General features: G+C 69.5%; 14 protein-coding genes, 1 tRNA gene and 1 rRNA gene. 3 read left to right on the forward strand and 13 right to left on the reverse strand.

Features of this window, described 5'->3' with window-relative positions; translation table 11 throughout:
• Positions 1–23: 23 nt before the first annotated feature.
• Both ACFYW8_RS09385 and ACFYW8_RS09390 read left to right on the forward strand, forming a co-directional pair.
• The gene (locus tag ACFYW8_RS09385) at positions 24–899 is read left to right on the forward strand and encodes an Fpg/Nei family DNA glycosylase (RefSeq protein ID WP_389069568.1); all 876 of its coding nucleotides are present in this window, start codon (positions 24–26) and stop codon (positions 897–899) included.
• Positions 900–990: 91 nt separating this feature from the next.
• On the forward strand, positions 991–1752 hold the full coding sequence (locus tag ACFYW8_RS09390; protein ID WP_365869109.1) for an SDR family NAD(P)-dependent oxidoreductase: 762 nt from the start codon (positions 991–993) through the stop codon (positions 1750–1752).
• Here ACFYW8_RS09390 and ACFYW8_RS09395 read toward each other — a convergent pair.
• The 10 genes from ACFYW8_RS09395 to ACFYW8_RS09440 all read right to left on the reverse strand — a co-directional run bounded on the left by ACFYW8_RS09395 (position 1700) and on the right by ACFYW8_RS09440 (position 16559).
• Positions 1700–2005: a hypothetical protein gene (locus tag ACFYW8_RS09395; protein WP_365869110.1), complete on the reverse strand. Its 306-nt coding sequence runs from the start codon at positions 2003–2005 to the stop codon at positions 1700–1702. The genes ACFYW8_RS09390 and ACFYW8_RS09395 overlap by 53 nt on opposite strands.
• 102 nt (positions 2006–2107) lie before the next feature.
• A complete protein-coding gene (locus tag ACFYW8_RS09400) occupies positions 2108–2341 on the reverse strand; it encodes a hypothetical protein (protein WP_389069644.1) in 234 nt (77 codons plus the stop codon).
• A 244-nt stretch (positions 2342–2585) separates the two neighbouring features.
• Positions 2586–2963: a helix-turn-helix domain-containing protein gene (locus tag ACFYW8_RS09405; RefSeq protein ID WP_389069576.1), complete on the reverse strand. Its 378-nt coding sequence runs from the start codon at positions 2961–2963 to the stop codon at positions 2586–2588.
• Positions 2964–3072: 109 nt separating this feature from the next.
• Positions 3073–3618 carry a CinA family protein gene (locus ACFYW8_RS09410; RefSeq protein ID WP_389069580.1) on the reverse strand — a complete coding sequence of 182 codons (546 nt, stop codon included), beginning with the start codon at positions 3616–3618 and terminating at the stop codon, positions 3073–3075.
• Entirely contained in the window at positions 3615–4382 is a 768-nt protein-coding gene (gene pgsA / locus ACFYW8_RS09415; protein ID WP_389069582.1) for a CDP-diacylglycerol--glycerol-3-phosphate 3-phosphatidyltransferase, read from the reverse strand. Before pgsA ends, ACFYW8_RS09410 begins: the two co-directional genes overlap by 4 nt.
• On the reverse strand, positions 4379–5854 hold the full coding sequence (rimO, locus tag ACFYW8_RS09420) for a 30S ribosomal protein S12 methylthiotransferase RimO (RefSeq protein WP_365869113.1): 1476 nt from the start codon (positions 5852–5854) through the stop codon (positions 4379–4381). Before rimO ends, pgsA begins: the two co-directional genes overlap by 4 nt.
• 92 nt (positions 5855–5946) lie before the next feature.
• Positions 5947–6807 carry a RodZ domain-containing protein gene (locus tag ACFYW8_RS09425; protein ID WP_365869114.1) on the reverse strand — a complete coding sequence of 287 codons (861 nt, stop codon included), beginning with the start codon at positions 6805–6807 and terminating at the stop codon, positions 5947–5949.
• A 333-nt stretch (positions 6808–7140) separates the two neighbouring features.
• Entirely contained in the window at positions 7141–9879 is a 2739-nt protein-coding gene (locus ACFYW8_RS09430; protein WP_389069589.1) for a DNA translocase FtsK, read from the reverse strand.
• Positions 9880–10051: 172 nt separating this feature from the next.
• Positions 10052–10735: a response regulator gene (locus ACFYW8_RS09435; RefSeq protein ID WP_365869116.1), complete on the reverse strand. Its 684-nt coding sequence runs from the start codon at positions 10733–10735 to the stop codon at positions 10052–10054.
• Positions 10736–11060: 325 nt separating this feature from the next.
• Positions 11061–16559 carry a HAMP domain-containing protein gene (locus tag ACFYW8_RS09440; RefSeq protein WP_389069594.1) on the reverse strand — a complete coding sequence of 1833 codons (5499 nt, stop codon included), beginning with the start codon at positions 16557–16559 and terminating at the stop codon, positions 11061–11063.
• A 392-nt stretch (positions 16560–16951) separates the two neighbouring features.
• Here ACFYW8_RS09440 and ACFYW8_RS09445 point away from each other — a divergent pair, with 392 nt between their 5' ends.
• Positions 16952–19699, forward strand: coding sequence for a SpoIIE family protein phosphatase (locus tag ACFYW8_RS09445; protein WP_365869119.1), 2748 nt, complete (start codon positions 16952–16954; stop codon positions 19697–19699).
• A 92-nt stretch (positions 19700–19791) separates the two neighbouring features.
• On the opposite strand, the gene ACFYW8_RS09450 is transcribed toward ACFYW8_RS09445, so the two are convergent.
• From ACFYW8_RS09450 to rrf, 3 genes are all read right to left on the reverse strand, one after another.
• Positions 19792–19864 (reverse strand) — tRNA-Thr (locus ACFYW8_RS09450).
• Between the two features lie 152 nt (positions 19865–20016).
• A complete protein-coding gene (locus ACFYW8_RS09455; protein WP_365869156.1) occupies positions 20017–20679 on the reverse strand; it encodes a DegT/DnrJ/EryC1/StrS family aminotransferase in 663 nt (220 codons plus the stop codon).
• A 113-nt stretch (positions 20680–20792) separates the two neighbouring features.
• A 5S ribosomal RNA gene (rrf, locus tag ACFYW8_RS09460) occupies positions 20793–20909 on the reverse strand.
• Positions 20910–21069 lie beyond the last annotated feature (160 nt).

A 21069-nucleotide genomic window follows, 5' to 3' on the forward strand; every position in this document is an offset into this window, starting at 1 on the left:
CGCACCCGTGCCACCCTGGAGTCATGCCCGAAGGAGACACCGTCCGGCAGGCCGCGAGCCGACTGCACACAGCCCTCGCGGGCAAGGTCCTGACCCTTTCCGACCTGCGGGTGCCCCGGTTCGCCACGGCCGACCTCACCGGTCGCGCCGTCCTGGACGTCACCCCCCGCGGCAAACACCTCCTGACCCGGATCGAGGGCGGTCTGACGCTGCACTCGCATCTGCGGATGGACGGTTCGTGGAAGGTGTACGAGACCGGCCGACGCTGGAGCGGAGGTCCCGCGCACCAGATCCGGGCCGTCCTCGGAACGGCGGACCGCACGGCGGTCGGCTACCGCCTGCCCGTACTGGAACTGCTCCGCACCACGGACGAGGCCCGCGCGGTCGGTCACCTCGGCCCTGATCTCCTGGGTCCGGACTGGAACCCGGGCAAGGCTCTGGAGAACCTCCTTCGCGATCCTGACCGCCCTCTCGGCGAGGCCCTCCTCGACCAGCGGAATCTCGCCGGCATCGGCAACGTGTACAAGAGCGAGCTCTGTTTCCTGCTCGGCGTCACCCCCTGGCTCCCCGTCGGCGCCCTGCCCGGCGACCGTGCCGCCCAACTGCCGCTCCTCGCGAAGAAGCTGCTGGAGTTCAACCGTGACCGTCCGGCCCGCGTCACCACCGGGCGCCGCGACCAGAACCTCTTCGTGTACGGCCGCGCCCTTCGCCCCTGTCTGCGCTGCGCGACGCCGATCCGCTCGGCGAACCAGGGCGACGCTTCCCGCGAGCGCCCCACCTACTGGTGCCCCCGGTGCCAGACGGGCCCCGCCCCGTCGCCGGACGGCCACCACACCCCCACGGCGCAGCATCGCCACACCGGGTACGCGACGCGGGAGCCGGGCCGACGGCACCGTTAGAGCGCGCATCGGCCACTGTCCCGACCACGTACCGGCTCCCGTCCCGCACAACTAATTGACGATCCGTCAGATTTCCTCGTACCGTCCCCTCATGGCCCTCCCCGCGTACGACCTCACCGGACGCACCGCATTCGTCACCGGCGCGGCCGGCGGCATCGGCCGGGCGGCGGCGCTCCTGCTCGCGGAGGCCGGCGCCACGCTGCACTGCGCGGACGTCGACGAGCAGGGCCTGCACGAGACGGCGACCCTGATCAAAGGCCAGGGCGGCTCCGCCCACAGCCACCCCCTCGACGTCACCGACCGCGCCCAGCTGCAGATGGCCGTCGCGTCGTGCGGCCGTGTCGACGTCATGGCGGCGATCGCCGGGATCATGCACAGCAGCCCGGTCCTGGAGACGCTGGACGAGGATCTCGACCGGGTGCTGAACGTCAACTTCAAGGGGGTGCTGTACGCCTGCCAGGAGGCCGCGCGCTCCATGATCACGAACAGCGTCCGGGGCAGCATCATCACCATGGCCTCGGGCGCCATCGACACCGGTGGTCCGGGCCTGTTGTGCTACAGCGCGGCCAAGGCGGCCGTCGTACAGCTGACACGGACGCTGGCGACCGAGGTCGGCCCGCACGGCATTCGTGTCAACGCCGTGGCGCCCGGCTGGATCCGTACCCCCATGACCAACCGCCACGGCGAGCGGCAGGCACACACCGAGGCGTTCATGGCGCGCCTGTCACCGCTGGGCCGCGTCGGGGAACCCGAGGACATCGCCCACGCCGTGCTGCACCTGGCCTCGGACGCCTCGGCGTTCACCACCGGTCAGATCCTCCGCCCCAACGGCGGCGTCGCCATGCCCTGGTAGCCCCCGTCCCACCGCTCCCGCGTCGGCGCCAGACCTCCCGCCAGTGCTCCCGCCATCGGTCCGAGCCCACGGCGCCGACCGCCCGGGACTTCGGCACACAGTGGACGGGCAGCAGACTGAGCCCCCACCCGCCCGCGGCGACCGCTCCTTCGAGCACCCCCGCATCGGGCGCCAGCGCGAGCCGGAGCACGCTGAACCACCACAGCGCGCCGAACACCAGGGCAGCCCCCCGACGCACTGTTCGCCCTGCCATGGCACCCTCCTCCGGCGCGGCACCGGGGCCGCCGATCTCACACGCGAGCAGGGCACACCGACGGCACACGGCACCGGCCGGGGCAGAGCGGCGCCCGGGACGTCACCCGTTCTCCGCCTGGAACGTCCAGTGATGCTCCTCCAGGCCGGCCGTGATCCCGATGAAGATCTCATGGCTCACCGGATCCGGGCCCCCGCCGGCGGCGCCCCGTTCCCGCGTCCGCGCGATCACCGCGCCGCGCCCCTCGACGGGGGCTCGCACGGCATCGGCGTCCTTGATCCAGCCCTCCGGCCCCGCTGGGTCCGCGTCGGACAGGGGGCTCTTCACCACGTACATCCGCATCCTCCGATTCACGACGGCTCCGGCGCCCCTGCCCCCGCGACCGCACGGTCCCGGCGGTCGACTCCGGCTCGCCGCGTCCCTCCACCATGGAGTCCGCGCCGTATACCGGCAAATGGACCCACCAGGGGTGCCGGGGAACGCGAAAGCCCCGGCCCGGCTCCTCCAGGTCTCCCCGGAGAAGCCCCGGCCGGGGCTTCGGTCACGCGTTCTCAGCTCAGGAAACGCGAGCTGGTGAGCGTCAGGCGGCGACGACGTCGACCGCTTCGGCAGGCGCCTTGATAGTGACCCGTTCCGGTGGCACACCGGTCACCGATACGGAATTGAGCATCGGGCGACGCACCGGCGCGGACACCGGGTCGGTGGCCGCTGCCGACTGTGCCAGCTCGGCGAGGGCGAGGTCGTCGCTCACTTCCCGCATGAGCTCGGACATCCGTACGTCCAGCGCGTCGCAGATCGCGGAGAGCAGTTCGGAGGATGCCTCCTTCTGCCCCCGCTCCACCTCGGAGAGATAGCCGAGTGAGACTCGGGCGGACGAGGAGACTTCGCGCAGAGTACGGCCCTGGCGCTGGCGCTGCCGACGCAGCACGTCACCCAGCAGGCGACGGAGCAGAATCATCGGTGGCTCCCTCCTCGGACCGCGTAGCCGCATCCTTCACGCCCCACCGTACCGCCTTGCGCCGCGGCCGTGCGGGGAGCGATGTCGTGTTCACTCAGGGCTGCAAACATCAAAACCCCCCGTTCTGTTCCGTATCCTGTGCCCGCTCATTCCCGGTCTGTTCGCCCGCGAGCTCCTGAAGGAGCAGCGCGAGTACGCTGCGTACACTCTCCATACGGATTTCCGCCCGGTCGCCGTTCAACCGCAGCGGCACCACTTTCCCGTCACGGGCGGTGGTCAAGGGTGCTGCGGAGGGCCCGTCGACGGCCACGTAGACCGTGCCGACGGGCTGTCCGTCCTGGGGTTCGGGACCGGCGACGCCGGTGGTCGAGATCCCCCAGTCGGCGCCGAGCGCCTTGCGCACCCCGGCCGCCATCTGCGCCGCGACCTGCGGATCCACCGCGCCGCGCTCGGCCAGAAGAGTGACGTCGACGCCCAGCAGTTCGTGTTTCAGTTCGGTGGCGTACGCGGTCACGGAACCCCGGAACGCCTTCGAGGCGCCGGACACCGCGGTGATCTCCGCCGCCACCAGACCACCGGTGAGCGACTCGGCGACGGCGAGCGTCTCGCCCCTCACCGTGAGTAGTCGCACCACCTCAGTGGCCGTGGACGTCACCGCTCGGCCTCCGCAGCCTCCGCGGCGGCCGCCTGCCGCTCCGCGATTCCGCGGCGGCGCAGCACGATGGCCTGTCTCACATAGTCGAGTCCGGTGACCACGGTCAGAATGACCGCGACCGCCATCACCCAGAACCTCAGGGTGGCCAGCGCCCCCGTCAGCGGCAGGATGTACATACCGACCGCCGTGCCCTGGGCCAGCGTCTTCAGCTTGCCTCCGCGGCTCGCCGGGATGACCCCGTACCGGATCACGACGAAGCGCAGCAGGGTGACGCCGAGCTCGCGCCCGAGGATGACGAAGGTGACCCACCAGGGCAGATCGTCGAGGGCGGACAGGCAGACCAGCGCCGCGCCCATGATCGCCTTGTCGGCGATGGGGTCGGCGATCTTCCCGAAGTCGGTGACGAGGTCGTACGCGCGCGCCAGGTGGCCGTCGAAGATGTCGGTGATCATGGCGACGGCGAAGGCCGCCCAGGCCCAGGCGCGCATGGCGGGGTCGTATCCGCCGTCGGCCAGCATCAGCGCCACGAAGCCCGGCACGAGGACGAGCCGGATCATGGTCAGGATGTTGGCGATGTTCCAGAGACTGGCCTGATTGACGGCAGCAGCGCCCAGTTTCCCGCCCCGCGCCGGCTTCGCGCCCCCCGGAGCACCGGATGCGTCCGGAGTACCGGATGCGCCGGGAGTACCCGGTGCGCCGGGGGCGCCCGTCGCGCCTTTGGCGCCTGGGGAGCCGCCTGCCGCGGATGCCGGGACTCCGGTCATCTGGCCGCCTCCTCAGTACACGCGAGCGAGCCCGGGAGCGGCTCGGCCACCAGGTCGACACCTTCCGTACCGACCACCTTGGCCTCGACGATACGGCCGACGGTCAGACCCTCGCCGCTCGTGAACAGCACCTGCCCGTCCGTCTCCGGTGCCTGGTGCGCGGCGCGGCCGTACGCACCCTCCTCGCCGTCGAGGGATTCCACCAGCACGTGCACCGTCTCGCCCACGCGTTCCTCGGCCCGCTGGGCGACCAGCTCCTCGGCGAGCCGGGACACGCGCGCGAGGCGCTCGGCGACGACGTCCTCGTCCAGCTTGTTCTCGTACGTCGCCGCTTCGGTGCCGTCCTCGTCGGAGTACCCGAAGACACCGATCGCGTCGAGGCGGGCTCCGGTGAGGAAGCGCTCCAGCTCGGCGAGGTCGGCCTCGCTCTCGCCGGGGAAGCCCACGATGAAGTTGGAGCGCACGCCGGCCTGCGGGGCCTTGGAACGGATGGTGTCCAGCAGTTCCAGGAACCGGTCGGTGTCACCGAAGCGGCGCATCGAGCGCAGCACGTCGGGCGCGGAGTGCTGGAAGGACAGGTCGAAGTATGGCGCGACGTTCGGTGTCGAGGTGAGGACGTCGATCAGTCCGGGGCGCATCTCGGCGGGCTGCAGGTAGCTGACCCGCACGCGCTCGATGCCGTCGATCTCGGCCAGCTCGGGCAGCATCGTCTCCAGGAGACGGATGTCACCCAGGTCCTTGCCGTACGAGGTGTTGTTCTCCGAGACGAGCATCACCTCCTTGACGCCCTGCTCGGCCAGCCAGCGGGCCTCGTTCAGGACGTCGCTGGGGCGGCGCGAGATGAACGAACCGCGGAAGGACGGGATGGCGCAGAACGTGCAGCGGCGGTCGCAGCCGGAGGCCAGTTTCACCGAGGCGACCGGGGACCCGTCCAGGCGGCGGCGCAGGGGCGCGCGGGGGCCGGAGACCGGGGCGACGCCCTCGGGGAGGTCGGTGGGGGCGCCGTGGCCGGGAAGGGCCACTTCCTCGCCTGCGCTCTGCCGCTCGGCAGGGCTGATCGGCAGCAGCTTGCGCCGGTCGCGCGGGGTGTGGGAGGCGTGGATGCCGCCGTTCAGGATGGTCTGGAGGCGGTCGGAGATGTCGGCGTAGTCGTCGAAGCCGAGCACTCCGTCGGCCTCGGGGAGCGCTTCGGCGAGTTCCTTGCCGTACCGCTCGGCCATGCAGCCCACCGCCACGACGGCCTGGGTTCTGCCGTGCCCCTTGAGATCATTGGCTTCGAGGAGGGCGTCGACGGAGTCCTTCTTGGCGGCTTCGACGAAGCCACAGGTGTTGACGACGGCGACATCCGCTTGCTCGGCGTCCTCCACGAGTTGCCAGCCGTCCGCCTCCAAGCGGCCTGCGAGCTCCTCCGAGTCCACCTCGTTACGGGCGCAGCCAAGGGTGACGAGTGCGACGGTACGGCGTTCAGGCATGGGCTCAAGACTACTTTGTCTCACCGACAGCCCACGTCGACGGGGTTGGCCGATCTTGGCCAACCCCGTCGACGGCGTATTTCACGGGACCCCTAGCCGACCTGCGGGTCGCCCTTCGTGTACGTGAGACGCTCGACCGCGCCCGGCTGGAACTGATCCTCGATCTTCTTGCCGTTGACGAAGAGCTGGATGGCTCCCGCGTCCCCGAGGATGAGGTTGATCTTGGAGCTGTCCTGGAAGGTCTTGGACTCGCCCTTGTTCAGCAGCCCGTCGAAGAGCATCCGCCCGTTGTGGTCCTTGGCGGAGATCCAGCTGCGTCCGTCCGCGGCGCTGACCTGCACGGTCACCTTGTCCTGCGGGGCGGCCGCGATGGCGCTGTCGGAGGGCTCGGGCTTCGGGTCGGCGGGCTTGGTGGCGGCCGAGGTGGGTGAGGCGGAGGCCTTCTTGGTGATCGGCGTGGACCCCTCGGCGACCTGGGTCTTCGAGTCGTCGCCGTTGCCGCCGCCCTTGACCACGGTGAACCCGACGAAGCCGATCACCGCGACGATCGCGGCGACCATGGCGGCCGTCCAGTTCGGTCCACGGCGCTCGGGACGGATGCGCTCCGCCTCGAAGAGCGGGGCGGCGGGCGTCGGCGCGGGACGTCCGCCGTGGTCGGCGCCGTACTGCGTGAGCAGCGGTGCCGGATCGAGCCGGACGGCGCGGGCCAGGGTCCGGATGTGCCCGCGCGCGTAGACGTCGCCGCCACAGGGAGCGAAGTCGTTCTGTTCGATGGCGTGAATGATGGTGATACGGACGCGGGTGGCGTTACTGACGTCGTCGACGGTCAGACCGGCCTCGATGCGTGCCTGCTGAAGGGCACGTCCGATCGAGGGCCGCTCGGCCGTAGGGTCGTCTTCGAACGGACGCTCGTCTTCGGGGGAGTTGCCGTCAGGTGAGTTGACGATGGACACGGGGGCGCCTTTCGAGCGTGTAGCCACCTGTGCTGGAAGTTCAGTCTAGGGGGGGTACGAAAGGGTGGGGCAACCGGGCGGTGGGACTTTGTACGCCATCAGAATGGCCGGTCATCCTGATATAGGGACATGGTGGCGCCCCTTCGATCAACTTGACGTGCGACAAGGCGAAACGGTTGCCCACCGACTCCTTACGGGTGAGTCACGTTCACATATCAGCCAGGTACGGAACATGACGTTCCGCCATCCGCCCGACACGCCGGCCACTCCCTGAGCGACCGCCACGCGCTCACCGCGCCGTCGCCGGCACTCCGCCCCTCCTCGCCGAGGGCTCTACGCTTCTGCTTCCCCGCGCATCACGGCCAACACTCCATCCAGCTCGTCGGCCTTCACGAGAACGTCACGCGCCTTGGAACCCTCACTGGGCCCGACGATCCCGCGCGACTCCATGAGGTCCATCAGCCGGCCGGCCTTGGCGAAGCCGACGCGCAGCTTGCGCTGGAGCATCGAGGTGGACCCGAACTGCGTGGAGACGACCAGTTCGGCGGCCGCGCACAGCAGGTCGAGGTCGTCGCCGATGTCCTCGTCGATCTCCTTCTTCTGCTTGGTGCCCACGGTGACGTCGTCCCGGAAGACGGGTGCCATCTGATCCTTGCAGTGCTGCACGATCGCCGCGACCTCGCCCTCGGTGACGAAGGCGCCCTGCATGCGCGTGGGCTTGTTGGCCCCCATCGGCAGGAAGAGTCCGTCGCCCTTGCCGATCAGCTTCTCCGCGCCCGGCTGGTCGAGGATGACGCGCGAGTCCGCGAGCGACGAGGTGGCGAACGCGAGCCGGGAGGGCACGTTCGCCTTGATCAGACCGGTGACGACATCGACGGACGGCCGCTGCGTGGCGAGCACCAGATGGATGCCGGCCGCGCGCGCGAGCTGGGTGATGCGCACGATCGAGTCCTCGACGTCGCGCGGCGCGACCATCATCAGGTCGGCGAGCTCGTCGACGATCACCAGGAGGTACGGGTACGGGGTCAGCTCGCGCTCACTGCCCTCGGGCAGCTTGACCTTGCCGTTCCTGATGGCCTCGTTGAAGTCGTCGATGTGCCGGAACCCGAACGCCGCGAGGTCGTCGTAGCGCAGGTCCATCTCCCGTACGACCCACTGCAGCGCCTCGGCGGCCCGCTTCGGGTTGGTGATGATCGGCGTGATCAGGTGCGGGATGCCCTCGTACGCGGTCAGCTCGACCCGCTTGGGGTCCACCAGGACCATGCGTACGTCCTCGGGGGTCGCCCGGACCATGACCGAGGTGATCAGGCAGTTGATGCACGACGACTTGCCGGAGCCGGTGGCTCCGGCGACGAGGACGTGCGGCATCTTCGCCAGGTTGGCCATCACGTAGCCGCCCTCGACGTCCTTGCCGAGCGCGACCAGCATCGGGTGGTCGTCCTCCGCCGCGTCGGCGAGACGCAGCACGTCACCGAGGTTGACCATCTCGCGGTCGGTGTTGGGGATCTCGATGCCGACCGCGGACTTGCCGGGGATCGGGCTGATGATCCGCACGTCGGGGCTGGCGACCGCGTACGCGATGTTCTTGGTGAGCGCGGTGATCCGCTCGACCTTCACGGCGGGGCCGAGCGTGACCTCGTAGCGCGTGACCGTCGGTCCGCGGGTGAAGCCCGTGACGTCGGCGTCCACCTTGAACTCGGCGAAGACCTGACGCAGGGAGTCGACGACCGTGTCGTTGGCCGCGCTGCGGGTCTTGCCGGGGCCGCCGCGCTCCAGGAGATCGAGCGAGGGCAGCGAGTAGGTGACGTCCCCGGAGAGCTGGAGCTGTTCCGCGCGCGGGGGCAGCTCGCGGGGGGCGTCGGGTGCGGCCTTGGTGAGGTCGGGCACGACGGACTCGACCGGCAGCGCCTCCTGCCGGGGCCGCTTGGCGCCGGGCACGACCTTGGCGCGGGCGGCGGGTACGGGTGTCGTCTCCTCGTACCCGTCACGCTCCACGCTGACGCCGTGCGTCAGATCGGCGACCAGGGGCGAGGGCGGCATCCCGTGCAGCACGGCGCCGTCCAGCGCCGCCGCGGCGGCCGCGGCGACGTCCACGGCGTCCATCGGCCGGTTCATGTCGGGCTGCGGCGCCCCGGGCCGCCGGGGGCGGCTCCGGCGCCTGGTGAGCGCCTCCTGCTCGGCACTGTCGGGGTCGTGCGCCTCGGGGGCGCGCGGGCGCCTGCGGGAGCCCCCCGGAAGCCCGTCGCGCCACTGCTCGTCGTAGCGCTCCTCGTCCTCGCGGAACGCGTCCTCGTCGAAGTCGGCCTGGACGATGCCGAGTTTCTGGCCGAGCAGCCGCAGCCGCTGTGGAATCGCGTTGACCGGGGTCGCCGTGACGACCAGCAGCCCGAAGACCGTGAGCAGCACGAGGAGCGGTACGGCGAGGACGTCACCCATCGTGTACGTCAGCGGGGTCGACGCACCCCAGCCGATGAGACCGCCGGCGTCCCTTATCGCCTGCATCCCGTCACTGCGCGCGGGCGATCCGCACGCGATGTGCACCTGCCCGAGCACGCCGATCACGAGCGCCGACAGACCGATCACGATGCGGCCGTTCGCCTCGGGCTGCTCGGGATGCCGGATGAGCCGGGCCGCAATGACGGCGAGCAGTATCGGGACGAGGAGATCGAGGCGGCCGAAGGCGCCGGTGACCAGCATCTCGACGAGGTCGCCGACGGGGCCGCGCAGATTGGACCAGGTGCCCGCCGCGACGATCAGCCCGAGGCCGAGCAGCAGGAGCGCGAGTCCGTCCTTGCGGTGCGCCGGATCGAGCCCCTTCGCGCCCCGCCCTATCCCGCGGAAGGTGGCGCCGACCGCGTGCGCGATGCCCAGCCACAGGGCGCGTACGAGTTTGTACACGCCCGCGGTCGGGTTGGGCGCCGGCGCGGGTGCGGGCTTCTTCGCCGCGGCCCTCTTGGCGGGCGCCTTGCCTGCGGCTGCCTTTTTGGCGGGGGCCTTCTTCGCCGGAGCCTTCGTCGGAGCGGCCGCCTTCTTCGCGGGCGGCTTCTTGGCTGCGGACTGACGTGGGGCCATGTGTGTGAGGTTACCGGTGGAGACGACAGCGACACGTGTGCCTCCCCCAAGTTCTCGACTTCGCTCGAACAGGGGGATCCCCGGCTTCACCCGATCGTGTCACCTTTACCAGGAGTGGAACTGACGCTTCCTCACGTCGCTCCCTTGCCGCCCGGACTCGTCCGGGCGGGCCTCAGCTCTGCGACGGCAGCGAGGGGGCACCACTGCCCGTACCTGGCTCCAGCGCGTCCAGCGCCCTGCGCAGTCCGGTCAGTTTGCGTTCCAGGTGGGCCGCGGTCGCCACCGCGGCCGCGTCCGCCGAGTCGTCGTCGAGCTGCTTGGAGAGCGCCTCCGCCTGCTCCTCGACGGCCGCGAGCCGCGCCGAGAGTTCGGCGAGGAGTCCGGCGGGCTCCTTGGCCTCACCGAGCGCCGCCTTGCCGCCACCCTCCAACTGGAGCCGCAACAGCGCCGCCTGTTCACGGAGTTGGCAGTTCTTCATGTAGAGCTCGACGAACACCGAGACCTTCGCGCGCAGCACCCACGGGTCGAAGGGCTTGGAGATGTAGTCCACCGCGCCGGCCGCGTACCCCCGGAAGGTGTGGTGCGGGCCGTGGTTGATGGCGGTGAGGAAGATGATCGGAATGTCCCGGGTCCGCTCCCGCCGCTTGATGTGCGCGGCGGTCTCGAATCCGTCCATGCCCGGCATCTGAACGTCCAGCAGAATGACCGCGAAGTCGTCCGTGAGCAGCGCTTTGAGCGCTTCCTCCCCGGACGATGCCCGTACCAGTGTCTGATCGAGCGCGGAGAGGATCGCCTCCAGCGCCAACAGATTCTCCGGCCGGTCATCGACCAGGAGGATCTTGGCCTTCTGCACCATGGCCCGCCCTCCTCGCCCCGGCATGGGGCCTCCCCTGTCCGCAGGACTTGGGGAGGCACCGGGCGCCGCCCCAGGGGACGACTCCCTTGCGCCGCCCGTCCTTGTGCCGGTCATGGTAGCTGCACCCCGCCTGTCGCCACACCCTGTCACCGTGATGTCACTGTGCACGTAGCAGAAACGCGGCAGGGGACCAGAAGGTTCCCCGTTTCCCGTGCTTCTACACGGCTTCGGGCACAGCCGGTCATCCGACGCCGGGCCGCCGTTCCACACGGTGTCCTGGTGCCCAACAGCACGTGACGGCCGCGCGTCCTCGCGTACGAGTGTGTCACCCCTCACGCATCCACTGCGCCATCACGGACAGCAGATGATCGGGATCGACCGGCTTGGTCACATAGTCGGAGGCACCCGACTCGATCGCCTTCTCCCGGTCACCCTTCATGGCCTTCGCCGTGAGCGCGATGATCGGCAGCCCCGCGAACTGCGGCATCCGCCGGACCGCCGTGGTCGTGGCATAGCCGTCCATCTCGGGCATCATGATGTCCATCAGAACGACCGTCACATCGTCGTGCTGCTCCAGGACCTCGATGCCCTCGCGGCCGTTCTCCGCGTACAGCACCGAAAGGCCGTGCTGCTCGAGGACACTGGTCAGCGCGAAGACATTGCGGATGTCGTCGTCGACGATCAGCACCTTCTCGCCCTCGAAGCGAATGCCCCGGCCGCCCTGCTGCGGTCCCGCGTCCTGTCGGCCCGCGGCCGTCCACGGCTCCTGAGCGGCGCCCGCGGCACCGTCCGGCTGTCCGGGGACGGCGGTGCGCTGCTCGGCCGTCGGCAGCGCCCTGCGGCGCCTCCTGAACAGTGCGGCGGGCCCGTTCTGGGCGTCCTGGTACGACTTCACCTCGGCCGGCATCCCGATGTCGTGCAGTTCGGCCTCCGAGGCCAGCAACTCCCCCGCCTCCAGCGTCGGCGCGAGCTGCCCGTAACCCTGCGGCGGCAGTTCGCTCGGGTGCAGCGGCAGATACAGCGTGAACGTGGAGCCGCGTCCCGGCTCGCTCTGGGCGTAGATCTCGCCGCCCAGCAGCCGCGCGATCTCCCGCGAGATGGAGAGCCCCAGACCCGTACCGCCGTACTTGCGGCTCGTCGTACCGTCCGCCTGCTTGAAGGCCTCGAAGATCACCCGCATCTTGCTGGCCGCGATACCGATACCGGTGTCCGTCACGGAGAACGCGATCAGATCGGCGTCCGCGTCCCGCAGCGACCCCGACTCCAGCAGCTGCTCCCTGATGGCCACCGGCACGTCCGCCCCGGCGGGCCGGATCACCAGCTCTACGGCTCCGGAATCGGTGAACTTCACAGCGTTGGAGAGCAGGTTGCGCAGCACCTGGAGCAGTCGCTGCTCGTCGGTGTGCAGCGTGGCGGGCAGCTCCGGCGAGACCCGTACGGAGAAGTCGAGCCCCTTCTCCGCGGTCAGCGGGCGGAACGTCGCCTCCACGTAGTCGACGAGCTGGACGAGCGCGATCCGGGTCGGCGACACGTCCATCTTGCCCGCCTCGACCTTCGACAGGTCGAGGATGTCGTTGATCAACTGGAGCAGGTCGGAACCCGCGCCGTGGATCGTCTCGGCGAACTCGACCTGCTTCGGCGTGAGGTTCGTGTCCGCGTTGTCGGCGAGCAGCTTGGCCAGGATCAGCAGGGAGTTGAGCGGAGTCCGCAGCTCGTGCGACATGTTGGCCAGGAACTCGCTCTTGTAGCGCATGGAGACGGCGAGTTGCTCGGCGCGCTCCTCCAGGACCTGCCTGGCTTCCTCGATCTCGGTGTTCTTGACCTCGATGTCGCGGTTCTGCTGGGCCAGCAGCTCGGCCTTGTCCTCCAGTTCCGCGTTCGAGTCCTGGAGCGCCTTCTGCCGGTTCTCCAACTCCGCGGAGCGTTCCCGCAGTTGCTCGGTGAGCTCCTGCGACTGCCGGAGCAGCACCTCCGTCTTGGTGTTGACGGAGATGGTGTTGACGCTCGTCGCGATCATCTCGGCGATCTGGTTCAGGAAGTCCTTCTGGATGTGCGTGAAGGGTGTGAAGGACGCCAGCTCGATGACACCGAGCACGGTTCCCTCGAAGAGCACCGGAAGCACGATGACCTGCGCCGGAGGCGCCTCCCCCAGCCCGGAGGAGATCTTCAGGTAGCCGCTCGGGGCGTTCTCCACGAGGATCGTGCGCTTCTCCTGCGCGGCCGTCCCGATCAGCGCCTCACCCGGGCGGAACGACGTCGGCATGGAGCCCATCGAGTAGCCGTACGACCCGAGCATGCGCAGCTCGTAGGCCTCCTCGTCCTCGGTGGCCGCGTCCTTGCCGTCGACCAGCGGCATCGAGAGGAAGAACGCGCCGTGCTGGGCCGAGACGACCGGCGTCAGCTCGCTCATGATCAGCGAGGCCACGTCGTCGAGGTCGCGGCGGCCCTGCATCAGCGCGGAGATGCGGGCGAGGTTGCCCTTCAGCCAGTCCTGTTCCTTGTTCGCGATGGTGGTGTCACGCAGGTTGGCGATCATCTTGTTGATGTAGTCCTGGAGTTCCTGGATCTCGCCGGAGGCGTCCACGTCGATCTTCAGGTTCAGGTCGCCGCGGGTCACCGCGGTCGCCACGCGCGCGATGGCGCGCACCTGCCGGGTCAGGTTCCCGGCCATCTCGTTCACCGACTCGGTGAGGTCGCGCCACGTGCCGTCGACGTCACGGACACGCGCCTGGCCGCCCAACTGCCCCTCGGTGCCCACCTCGCGGGCGACTCGGGTGACCTCCTCCGCGAAGGACGAGAGCTGGTCGACCATCGTGTTGATGGTGGTCTTGAGCTCCAGGATCTCGCCGCGCGCGTCGATGTCGATCTTCTTGGTCAGATCGCCCTTGGCGATGGCCGTGGTGACCATCGCGATGTTGCGCACCTGGCCGGTCAGGTTGGACGCCATGCCGTTCACCGACTCGGTGAGGTCCTTCCACGTGCCGGCGACTCCCGGGACGTGCGCCTGACCGCCGAGGATGCCGTCCGTACCCACCTCGCGGGCCACCTTGGTGACCTGCTCGGCGAACGAACTCAGCGTCTTCACCATGGTGTTGAAGGTGTCGGCGAGCTGTGCGACCTCACCGCGCGCCTCGATCGTCACCGTGCGGGTCAGGTCGCCGTTGGCGACGGCCGCCGCGACCTGCGAGATGTTCCGCACCTGCATGGTCAGGTTGTAGGCCATCAGGTTGACGTTGTCGCTCAGGTCCTTCCAGATGCCCGTGACGCCGGGCACCCTGGCCTGACCGCCCAACTGGCCCTCGGTGCCCACCTCGCGGGCCACCCGCGTCACCTGCTCGGCGAACGACGAGAGCTGGTCGACCATCGTGTTGACGGTCGTGACCAGTTCGAGGATCTCGCCCCTGGCGTCGACGGTGATCTTCTTGGACAGGTCTCCCATGGCGACCGCGGTCGTCACCTCGGCGATGTTGCGCACCTGGATGGTCAGGTTGTTGGCCATGAAGTTCACGGACTGGGTGAGGTCCTTCCAGGTGCCCGAGACACCCTGCACCTCTGCCTGCCCGCCGAGGATGCCCTCCGTGCCCACCTCGCGGGCCACCCGCGTCACCTGCTCGGCGAAGTTCGAGAGCTGGTCCACCATCGTGTTGAGGGTGTTCTTCAGCTCCAGGATCTCGCCGCGCGCGTCCACGTCGATCTTCTGAGACAGGTCACCGCGGGCCACCGCGGTCGCGACCTGCGCGATGTTGCGCACCTGGGCGGTGAGGTTGCCGGCCATGCCGTTCACCGAGTCGGTCAGGTCACGCCACACGCCGGCGACGCCGGGCACCTGTGCCTGACCGCCGAGCCGGCCCTCCGTACCCACGTCACGGGCCACCCGCGTCACCTGGTCGGCGAACGCGGAGAGCTGGTCGACCATCGTGTTGATGGTGTTCTTCAGCTCCAGGATCTCGCCGCGCGCGTCCACGTCGATCTTCTGAGACAGATCACCCCGGGCCACCGCCGTGGTCACCTGGGCGATCTGCCGCACCTGCGAAGTCAGGTTCCCCGCCATGAAGTTGACGGAGTCGGTGAGTTCCTTCCAGGTGCCGGACACGCCGTCCACCCGGGCCTGGCCGCCGAGCCGGCCCTCCGTGCCCACGTCACGGGCCATCCGCGTCACCTGGTCGGCGAAGCTCGAGAGCTGGTCCACCATGGTGTTCACGGTGACCTTCAGCTCCAGCATCTCGCCGGCGACCTCGACGGTGACCTTCTGCGACAGATCACCGTTGGCGACCGCCGTGGTCACCTGGGCGATGTTGCGGACCTGGCCCGTCAGGTTCTGGAACGCCGTGTTGACGGAGTCCGTGAGGTCCTTCCAGGTACCGGCCACCCCCGGAACCTGTGCCTGGCCGCCCAGTTCACCCTCGACGCCGACCTCGCGCGCGACCCGCGTGACCTCGACACCGAACGACGACAGCTGGTCGACCATCGTGTTGACGGTGTTCTTCAGCTCCAGCATCTCGCCCGCGACCTGGACGCTGACCTTCTGCGACAGATCACCGTTGGCCACGGCGGTCGTCACCGCGGCGATGTCCCGCACCTGGGTCGTGAGGTTCCTGAAGACCGTGTTGACCGAGTCCGTGAGGTCCTTCCACGTTCCCGCCGCCCCCGGCACGTTCGCCTGACCGCCGAGCCGGCCCTCGCCGCCGACCTCGTTGGCGACACGGGTCACCTCGTCGGCGAACGTCCGCAGCGTCTCGGTCATCTGGTTGATCGTCTCGGCGAGCTGCGCGACCTCGCCGCGCGCGGAGACGGTCACCTTCTGCGACAGGTCACCGCTCGCGACCGCCGTGGTCACCTGCGCGATCCCGCGCACCTGGGCCGTCAGGTTGCCGGCCATCAGGTTCACCGAATCGGTGAGGTCCTTCCACACGCCGGCCACACCGGGCACCTGCGCCTGACCGCCCAGCTCGCCCTCGGTGCCCACCTCACGGGCGACTCGCGTCACCTCGGAGGAGAACGAGGACAGCTGGTCCACCATCGTGTTGACGGTGTTCTTGAGCTCCAGCATCTCGCCGGCCACGTGAACCGTGACCTTCCGCGACAGGTCACCCTTGGCGACGGCCGTCGTCACGAGAGCGATGTCACGCACCTGGGCGGTGAGCCGGTACGCCATCGTGTTGACCGAGTCCGTGAGGTCCTTCCACGACCCGGACATCCCGCGCACCCGGGCCTGTCCGCCCAGCTTGCCCTCGGTACCCACCTCACTGGCCACGCGGGTGACCTCGTCGGTGAACGTCGACAACTGGTCGACCAGGTTGTTGACGGTCCTCCCGACCTTCAGGAACTCACCGCGCAGCGGATGCCCGTTGCCGTCCGCCGCCTGCGCGCGCAGTTCCATGCGCGGCGACAGATCACCCTCCGCGACAGCGGACAGGACCCGGCCGACCTCGGAGACAGGCCGTACGAGATCGTCCACCAGCGCGTTCGACGCGTCGATCGCGGCCGCCCAGGCGCCCTCACCGGCGCCCGTCTCCAGCCGCTCCGTGAGCTTTCCCTCACGGCCCACCACGCGCCGTACCCGCGACAGCTCACCCGTCAGGTGCAGATTGCGGTCGGCGACCTCGTTGAAGACCGCCGAGATCTCGGACATCACGCCGTCACCGGAAACGGTGAGCCGCTTGCGGAAGTTGCCGTCCCGCATCGACAGCAGGGCGGCCAGCAACCGGTTCAGGGCCGCCGTGTCCACCTCGGTGGTGCCGGTGCGCGGTGTGCGCCCACTGTTCAGGGACTGTCCGCCTTTCGCGCGCGTCCTACCGCCCCGCGTCGCTGCGCCAGACTCCACTGTGTCCCTCCCGCAAGGGTCGACCAATACTGCTCGGCGTACTCGGGTACTTCTGCTCGTGGTGCAGGTGAGGCATTCGACCTGCCCGGACCTTCTCCTGGAGCCTGCCCAGTGTTTCACCCCGGCCGAACCAGGCCATAACAGTTCGGCAGCTTCGCACATCGTCCGCACACCCTCGGGACGGAACTCCGGCCCTGGCCGGAGGCAACCACATACACCTACCGGAGCGGAAACACCGGACTCTTCCAGACGGAAACACTCGTGACCGGCATCCGCGGGGGCGGCGAAGGTAAGTAACCTTGCATGCGGCTGTCCAGCCGTGCCGGTCCCGTCCGGCCTGGGCGGTGGCACGAGTACGAGCGGGCAGGCAGGCATCGGAGGGGCACCGCACCATGACCACCGGACTGCATCCTGGAGGTACGCCTCAGGATCCCCGGCCGACAGGGAACCACGCTCTGCCCACGCAGGAGCGGGTCGGCCACGGAACCCCGCACGCCGACAACCGGACAGGGAGTTCTGTGATCACCGCGCGCGCGGCCGCCAGTTTCGAGCCCGTGGGACGGTCCGTCGCGACCGCCCGCGCGTTCGTCCGGGACACTCTCCAGGGCTGGGGCTTCGCCGACATCGTCGACGACGCCGTCGTTCTGACCAGCGAACTGGTCACCAATGCCGTCGTGCACGCGGGCACCTCCGCCGACGTTCTGTGTCTGCGCAGCGACGACGGTGTGCGCATCGAGGTGGCGGACCACTACCCAGAACGCGAGATCCCACTCCAGGCGACGGCAGTCAGCATGGGCAGCCCCGACCGCGAAGGCGGCCGCGGACTCCAGTTGTGCGCGGCCCTCGCCGGACGATGGGGCGTCGAGTACACGCCCACGCGCAAGCAGGTCTGGTTCCAGCTCGAACTCCCCGAGCGCGCGGTCGGCACCCGCGCCGCCGGTCCCCCGCTCCCCGCCCACCTCCTCCCCCTGGCCGACGGCCGCGTGCGCGTGGCGGTCGTCCAGATCGACCGGACGGGCGCCATCAACGCCTGGAACGAGGACTCCGAGGAGCTCTTCGGGTACGCGGCCGAGCAGGTCACCGGCAAACCGCTCACCGACTTCGCGGCCTGGCCGCACACTCCCGGCACCAGCACCGGCATCGTCGAGGCCCTCCAACTCTCCCGGTGGGAAGGCACTTACGGCGTCCGCTGCGCCGACGGCCGCGTCACGCCGGTGTACGCCTCGCACCTGCGGGTCCGCGACACGAGCGGCGAGCCCTCCACCGTCTGTCTCCTCGTGCGCGACCACGAACGCGCCGTCCTGCAGACCCCGTTGCGCGGGCCCGCCTCCGATTCGGGCACCCACTCCGAGGGCCAGGCCACGGATCCGTTCGAGGTCTTCATCGGATCACCGGCCCCGGACGACCTCGACGGCCTGCTCCAGCGCACGGTGGAGCGCGCCCGCGACATGCTCGACGGCGACTCCGCCTTCCTCCTCCTCGCCACCGACGACGAGACCGAGTTGGAGGTACGTGCCTCAACGGGTCTGCCCTCCGCGCGCCAGCGCTTCGCCCGCGTCCCCGTCGAGGCGGGCCCCGGCCGCTACGGCTCGGCCCGGATGCCCGCCGTCCACGAGGACCTGATGGTCGTCCCCGGGGCCGTGCCTCTCCTCGGCGGCACCGGCATGCGCTCGGTCGTCACGGTCCCGCTGAAGGTGGAGGGCCGCCTCACCGGCTCCCTCGGCGTCGCCGCCGAATCACCCGGCCGCTACTCCAACGAAGAGGCCCTGCGCCTCCAGTTCGCCGCCGACCGTATCGCCCTGGCGGTGGAATCGGCCCGCCTCGGCGAGCTGGAACGCCTGCGCCGCGGCTCGCTGTCCTTCCTCGTGGAAGCCTCCGACCTGCTCGCCGGCACCCTGGACCGCGACCAGACGCTCGCCCTCATGGCGCAGATGACGGTCCCGACCCTGGCCACCTGGTGCGCCGTCTACACGATCGCCGACCAGGCCTCCGAGCCGTACCTCTCGTACGTCCTGCACGAGGACGAGGAACGCATCGACGGCCTCAAGGCGTTGCTCTCGAAGATCGCCCCGCCGGACCCGGTACCGACCCCGGGCGCACGCGTCTGGTCGGCCCCGGCCGCGGCGGCCCACGAGGCGGCCCTGCGGACCTCCATGCGCAGCCTGGGCCTCGGCGAGCAGGCGTCGGTGGCCTCCGGCATCGGTACGACACTGGCGACGGCCGCCGCTGTCGGCGGCGAGACCGTCGTCCTCCCCCTGGTCGCCCGCAACCGCGTCATCGGCATGCTGACCCTCGGCAAGCCGTCGGACGAGCATTTCCGCCAGGAAATCCTGGAGTTGGCCGAGGACCTCTCCCGGCGGGCGGCCCTCGCACTGGACAACGCCCGCCTGTACTCGGAGCGCACGGCCATCAGCCAGTCCCTCCAGCGCAGCCTCCTGCCCCCGGAACTCCCGCACATCGAGGGCGTCGAGGTCGAGGTCATCTACCGCGCGGCCGGCGAGGGCAACGAAGTCGGCGGCGACTTCTACGACGTCTTCCCGATCCGTGACGGCGCGTACGGCTTCGCCATCGGCGACGTCTGCGGTACGGGCCCGGAGGCGGCGGCGGTCACGGGCCTGGCCCGGCACGCGCTGCGCCTGCTGGCCCGCGAGGGTTACGGCGGTCCTGCGGTCCTGGAGCGGCTGAACTCCGCGATCCTCGACGAGGGCGCCCGCAGCCGCTTCCTGACGCTGCTCTACGGCGAGTTGTGGCCCCAGGAGGACGGCAGCGCCGTCCTGAAGGTCGTCTGCGCGGGACACCCGCTCCCGCTGCGCCTGCGCCAGGACGGCACGGTCGAACCGGCCGCCGAACCGCAGCCGCTCCTCGGCGTCATGGAGGACCTGGAGCTGTACGAGCAGACAATCACGCTGGATCCGGGCGATGTCCTGCTCTGCGTCACGGACGGTGTCACGGAACGCCGCGAGGGCACCCGAATGCTCGGTGACGACGGCCTCACGGACGTCCTCACCACGTGTACGGGGCTGACGGCCGGCGCCGTCGCCGCGCGCATCATGCGCGCGGTCGAACGCTTCGCCTCAGACGCCCCGTCGGACGACATGGCGATTCTGGCCATGCGTGTCCCGGGCCTCCAGACGGACTGAGGCCTCACGGGCTCAGTCCCACGGGCTGAGCCCCACCGGCCCCGGACATGCGAAAGGCCCCCGCCCACAAGGGCGGAGGCCTTTTCTTTCTGAGCCCCCCAACGGAATCGAACCGTTGACCTTCTCCTTACCATGGAGACGCTCTGCCGACTGAGCTAGGGGGGCCTGTCACCTTTTCGAGGTTTCCCTCGCGGCAACGAGATAGATCATACCCCGAACTGAACCGTGTTCCCAACCAGTCCAGCCCCGGATCAAAACACCGGATCAGGGACCGGATCAGAGGACCGGGGAGGGAAGCGTGGGTCGGACGGCCCGGATCAGAAGGCCGGCTGCAGCAGTCCACCGAGCGCGTTGCACGCGGCGACGATCCGCTGCATCTCCCGCTTCGTCAGCGCCCCGTCCACAGGCAGCGAAAGCGTCTCGTCGGCGGCCCGCTCGGTCTCGGGAAGCTGTACGTCCCGCCGGAAGCCGGGCAGGCGGTGCACCGGTGTCTTCACGGGCACCCGGCACTCGACTCCCCTGGCCCGCACCGCTCGTGCGAAGGCGTCCCGGTCCGGACGCCCGTTGCCTGGCACCCGTACGACGTACTGCTGATAGGTGTGTCCATCACCGCTGACCGGTGTCCGCACTCCGCTCAGCCGGCCGTCGAGGTAGGCGGCCCGCTCCCTGCGCTGCGCGATCTCGTCGTACGGCGCCTCGGACTCGCCCTGTTCAAGCACCAGCAGCTCATGCCGCTGTCCCAGTTCCCGCAGCCGAACCATGTCGGCCGTCCGCCCGAAGCGGTGCACGACGACGAGCGCCGCCGTCTGGGGAGTCATGACGGCCTCGATCGCGTGAGGGTCGAGGCAGTACGTCGCCGGGTCTATGTCGGCGAAGACGACCCTGGCGCCGGCCTGGGCCACGGCGTCGGCGACTTCCACGTTCCCGAAGGCCGGAACGATGACCTCGTCACCAGCTCCGACGCCCGCGGCTCTGAGCATTGCAGCAGTACCCATGGCGCGGATATTGGTCGGGCAACGTGAACGCAAAGTAACGTAAAACAAAAAAAAGCTGGTCCCCGAACCGAAGTTCGGGGACCAGCTCTGTAATATTTGTTCGGCGGCGTCCTACTCTCCCACAGGGTCCCCCCTGCAGTACCATCGGCGCTGTGAGGCTTAGCTTCCGGGTTCGGAATGTAACCGGGCGTTTCCCTCACGCTATGACCACCGAAACACTATGAAACTGTCAACCGGAGCCGTGGCATAGCTACGACGGTTGTTCGTGGTTTCAGAACCAACACAGTGGACGCGAGCAACTGAGGACAAGCCCTCGGCCTATTAGTACCAGTCACCTCCAGCGGTTACCCGCCTTCCAGATCTGGCCTATCAACC

Origin of the sequence: Streptomyces sp. NPDC002742 (genome assembly GCF_042888885.1) — a bacterium.
Classification (GTDB): domain Bacteria; phylum Actinomycetota; class Actinomycetes; order Streptomycetales; family Streptomycetaceae; genus Streptomyces.

Coding starts and splice junctions, on each gene's coding strand:
- ACFYW8_RS09385 (WP_389069568.1), top strand. CDS start 24: ATGCCCGAAGGAGACACCGTCCGGCAGGCCGCGAGCCGACTGCACACA.
- ACFYW8_RS09390 (WP_365869109.1), top strand. CDS start 991: ATGGCCCTCCCCGCGTACGACCTCACCGGACGCACCGCATTCGTCACC.
- ACFYW8_RS09395 (WP_365869110.1), bottom strand. CDS start 2,005: ATGGCAGGGCGAACAGTGCGTCGGGGGGCTGCCCTGGTGTTCGGCGCG.
- ACFYW8_RS09400 (WP_389069644.1), bottom strand. CDS start 2,341: ATGTACGTGGTGAAGAGCCCCCTGTCCGACGCGGACCCAGCGGGGCCG.
- ACFYW8_RS09405 (WP_389069576.1), bottom strand. CDS start 2,963: ATGATTCTGCTCCGTCGCCTGCTGGGTGACGTGCTGCGTCGGCAGCGC.
- pgsA (WP_389069582.1), bottom strand. CDS start 4,382: ATGACCGGAGTCCCGGCATCCGCGGCAGGCGGCTCCCCAGGCGCCAAA.
- rimO (WP_365869113.1), bottom strand. CDS start 5,854: ATGCCTGAACGCCGTACCGTCGCACTCGTCACCCTTGGCTGCGCCCGT.
- ACFYW8_RS09430 (WP_389069589.1), bottom strand. CDS start 9,879: ATGGCCCCACGTCAGTCCGCAGCCAAGAAGCCGCCCGCGAAGAAGGCG.
- ACFYW8_RS09435 (WP_365869116.1), bottom strand. CDS start 10,735: ATGGTGCAGAAGGCCAAGATCCTCCTGGTCGATGACCGGCCGGAGAAT.
- ACFYW8_RS09445 (WP_365869119.1), top strand. CDS start 16,952: ATGACCACCGGACTGCATCCTGGAGGTACGCCTCAGGATCCCCGGCCG.
- ACFYW8_RS09455 (WP_365869156.1), bottom strand. CDS start 20,679: ATGCTCAGAGCCGCGGGCGTCGGAGCTGGTGACGAGGTCATCGTTCCG.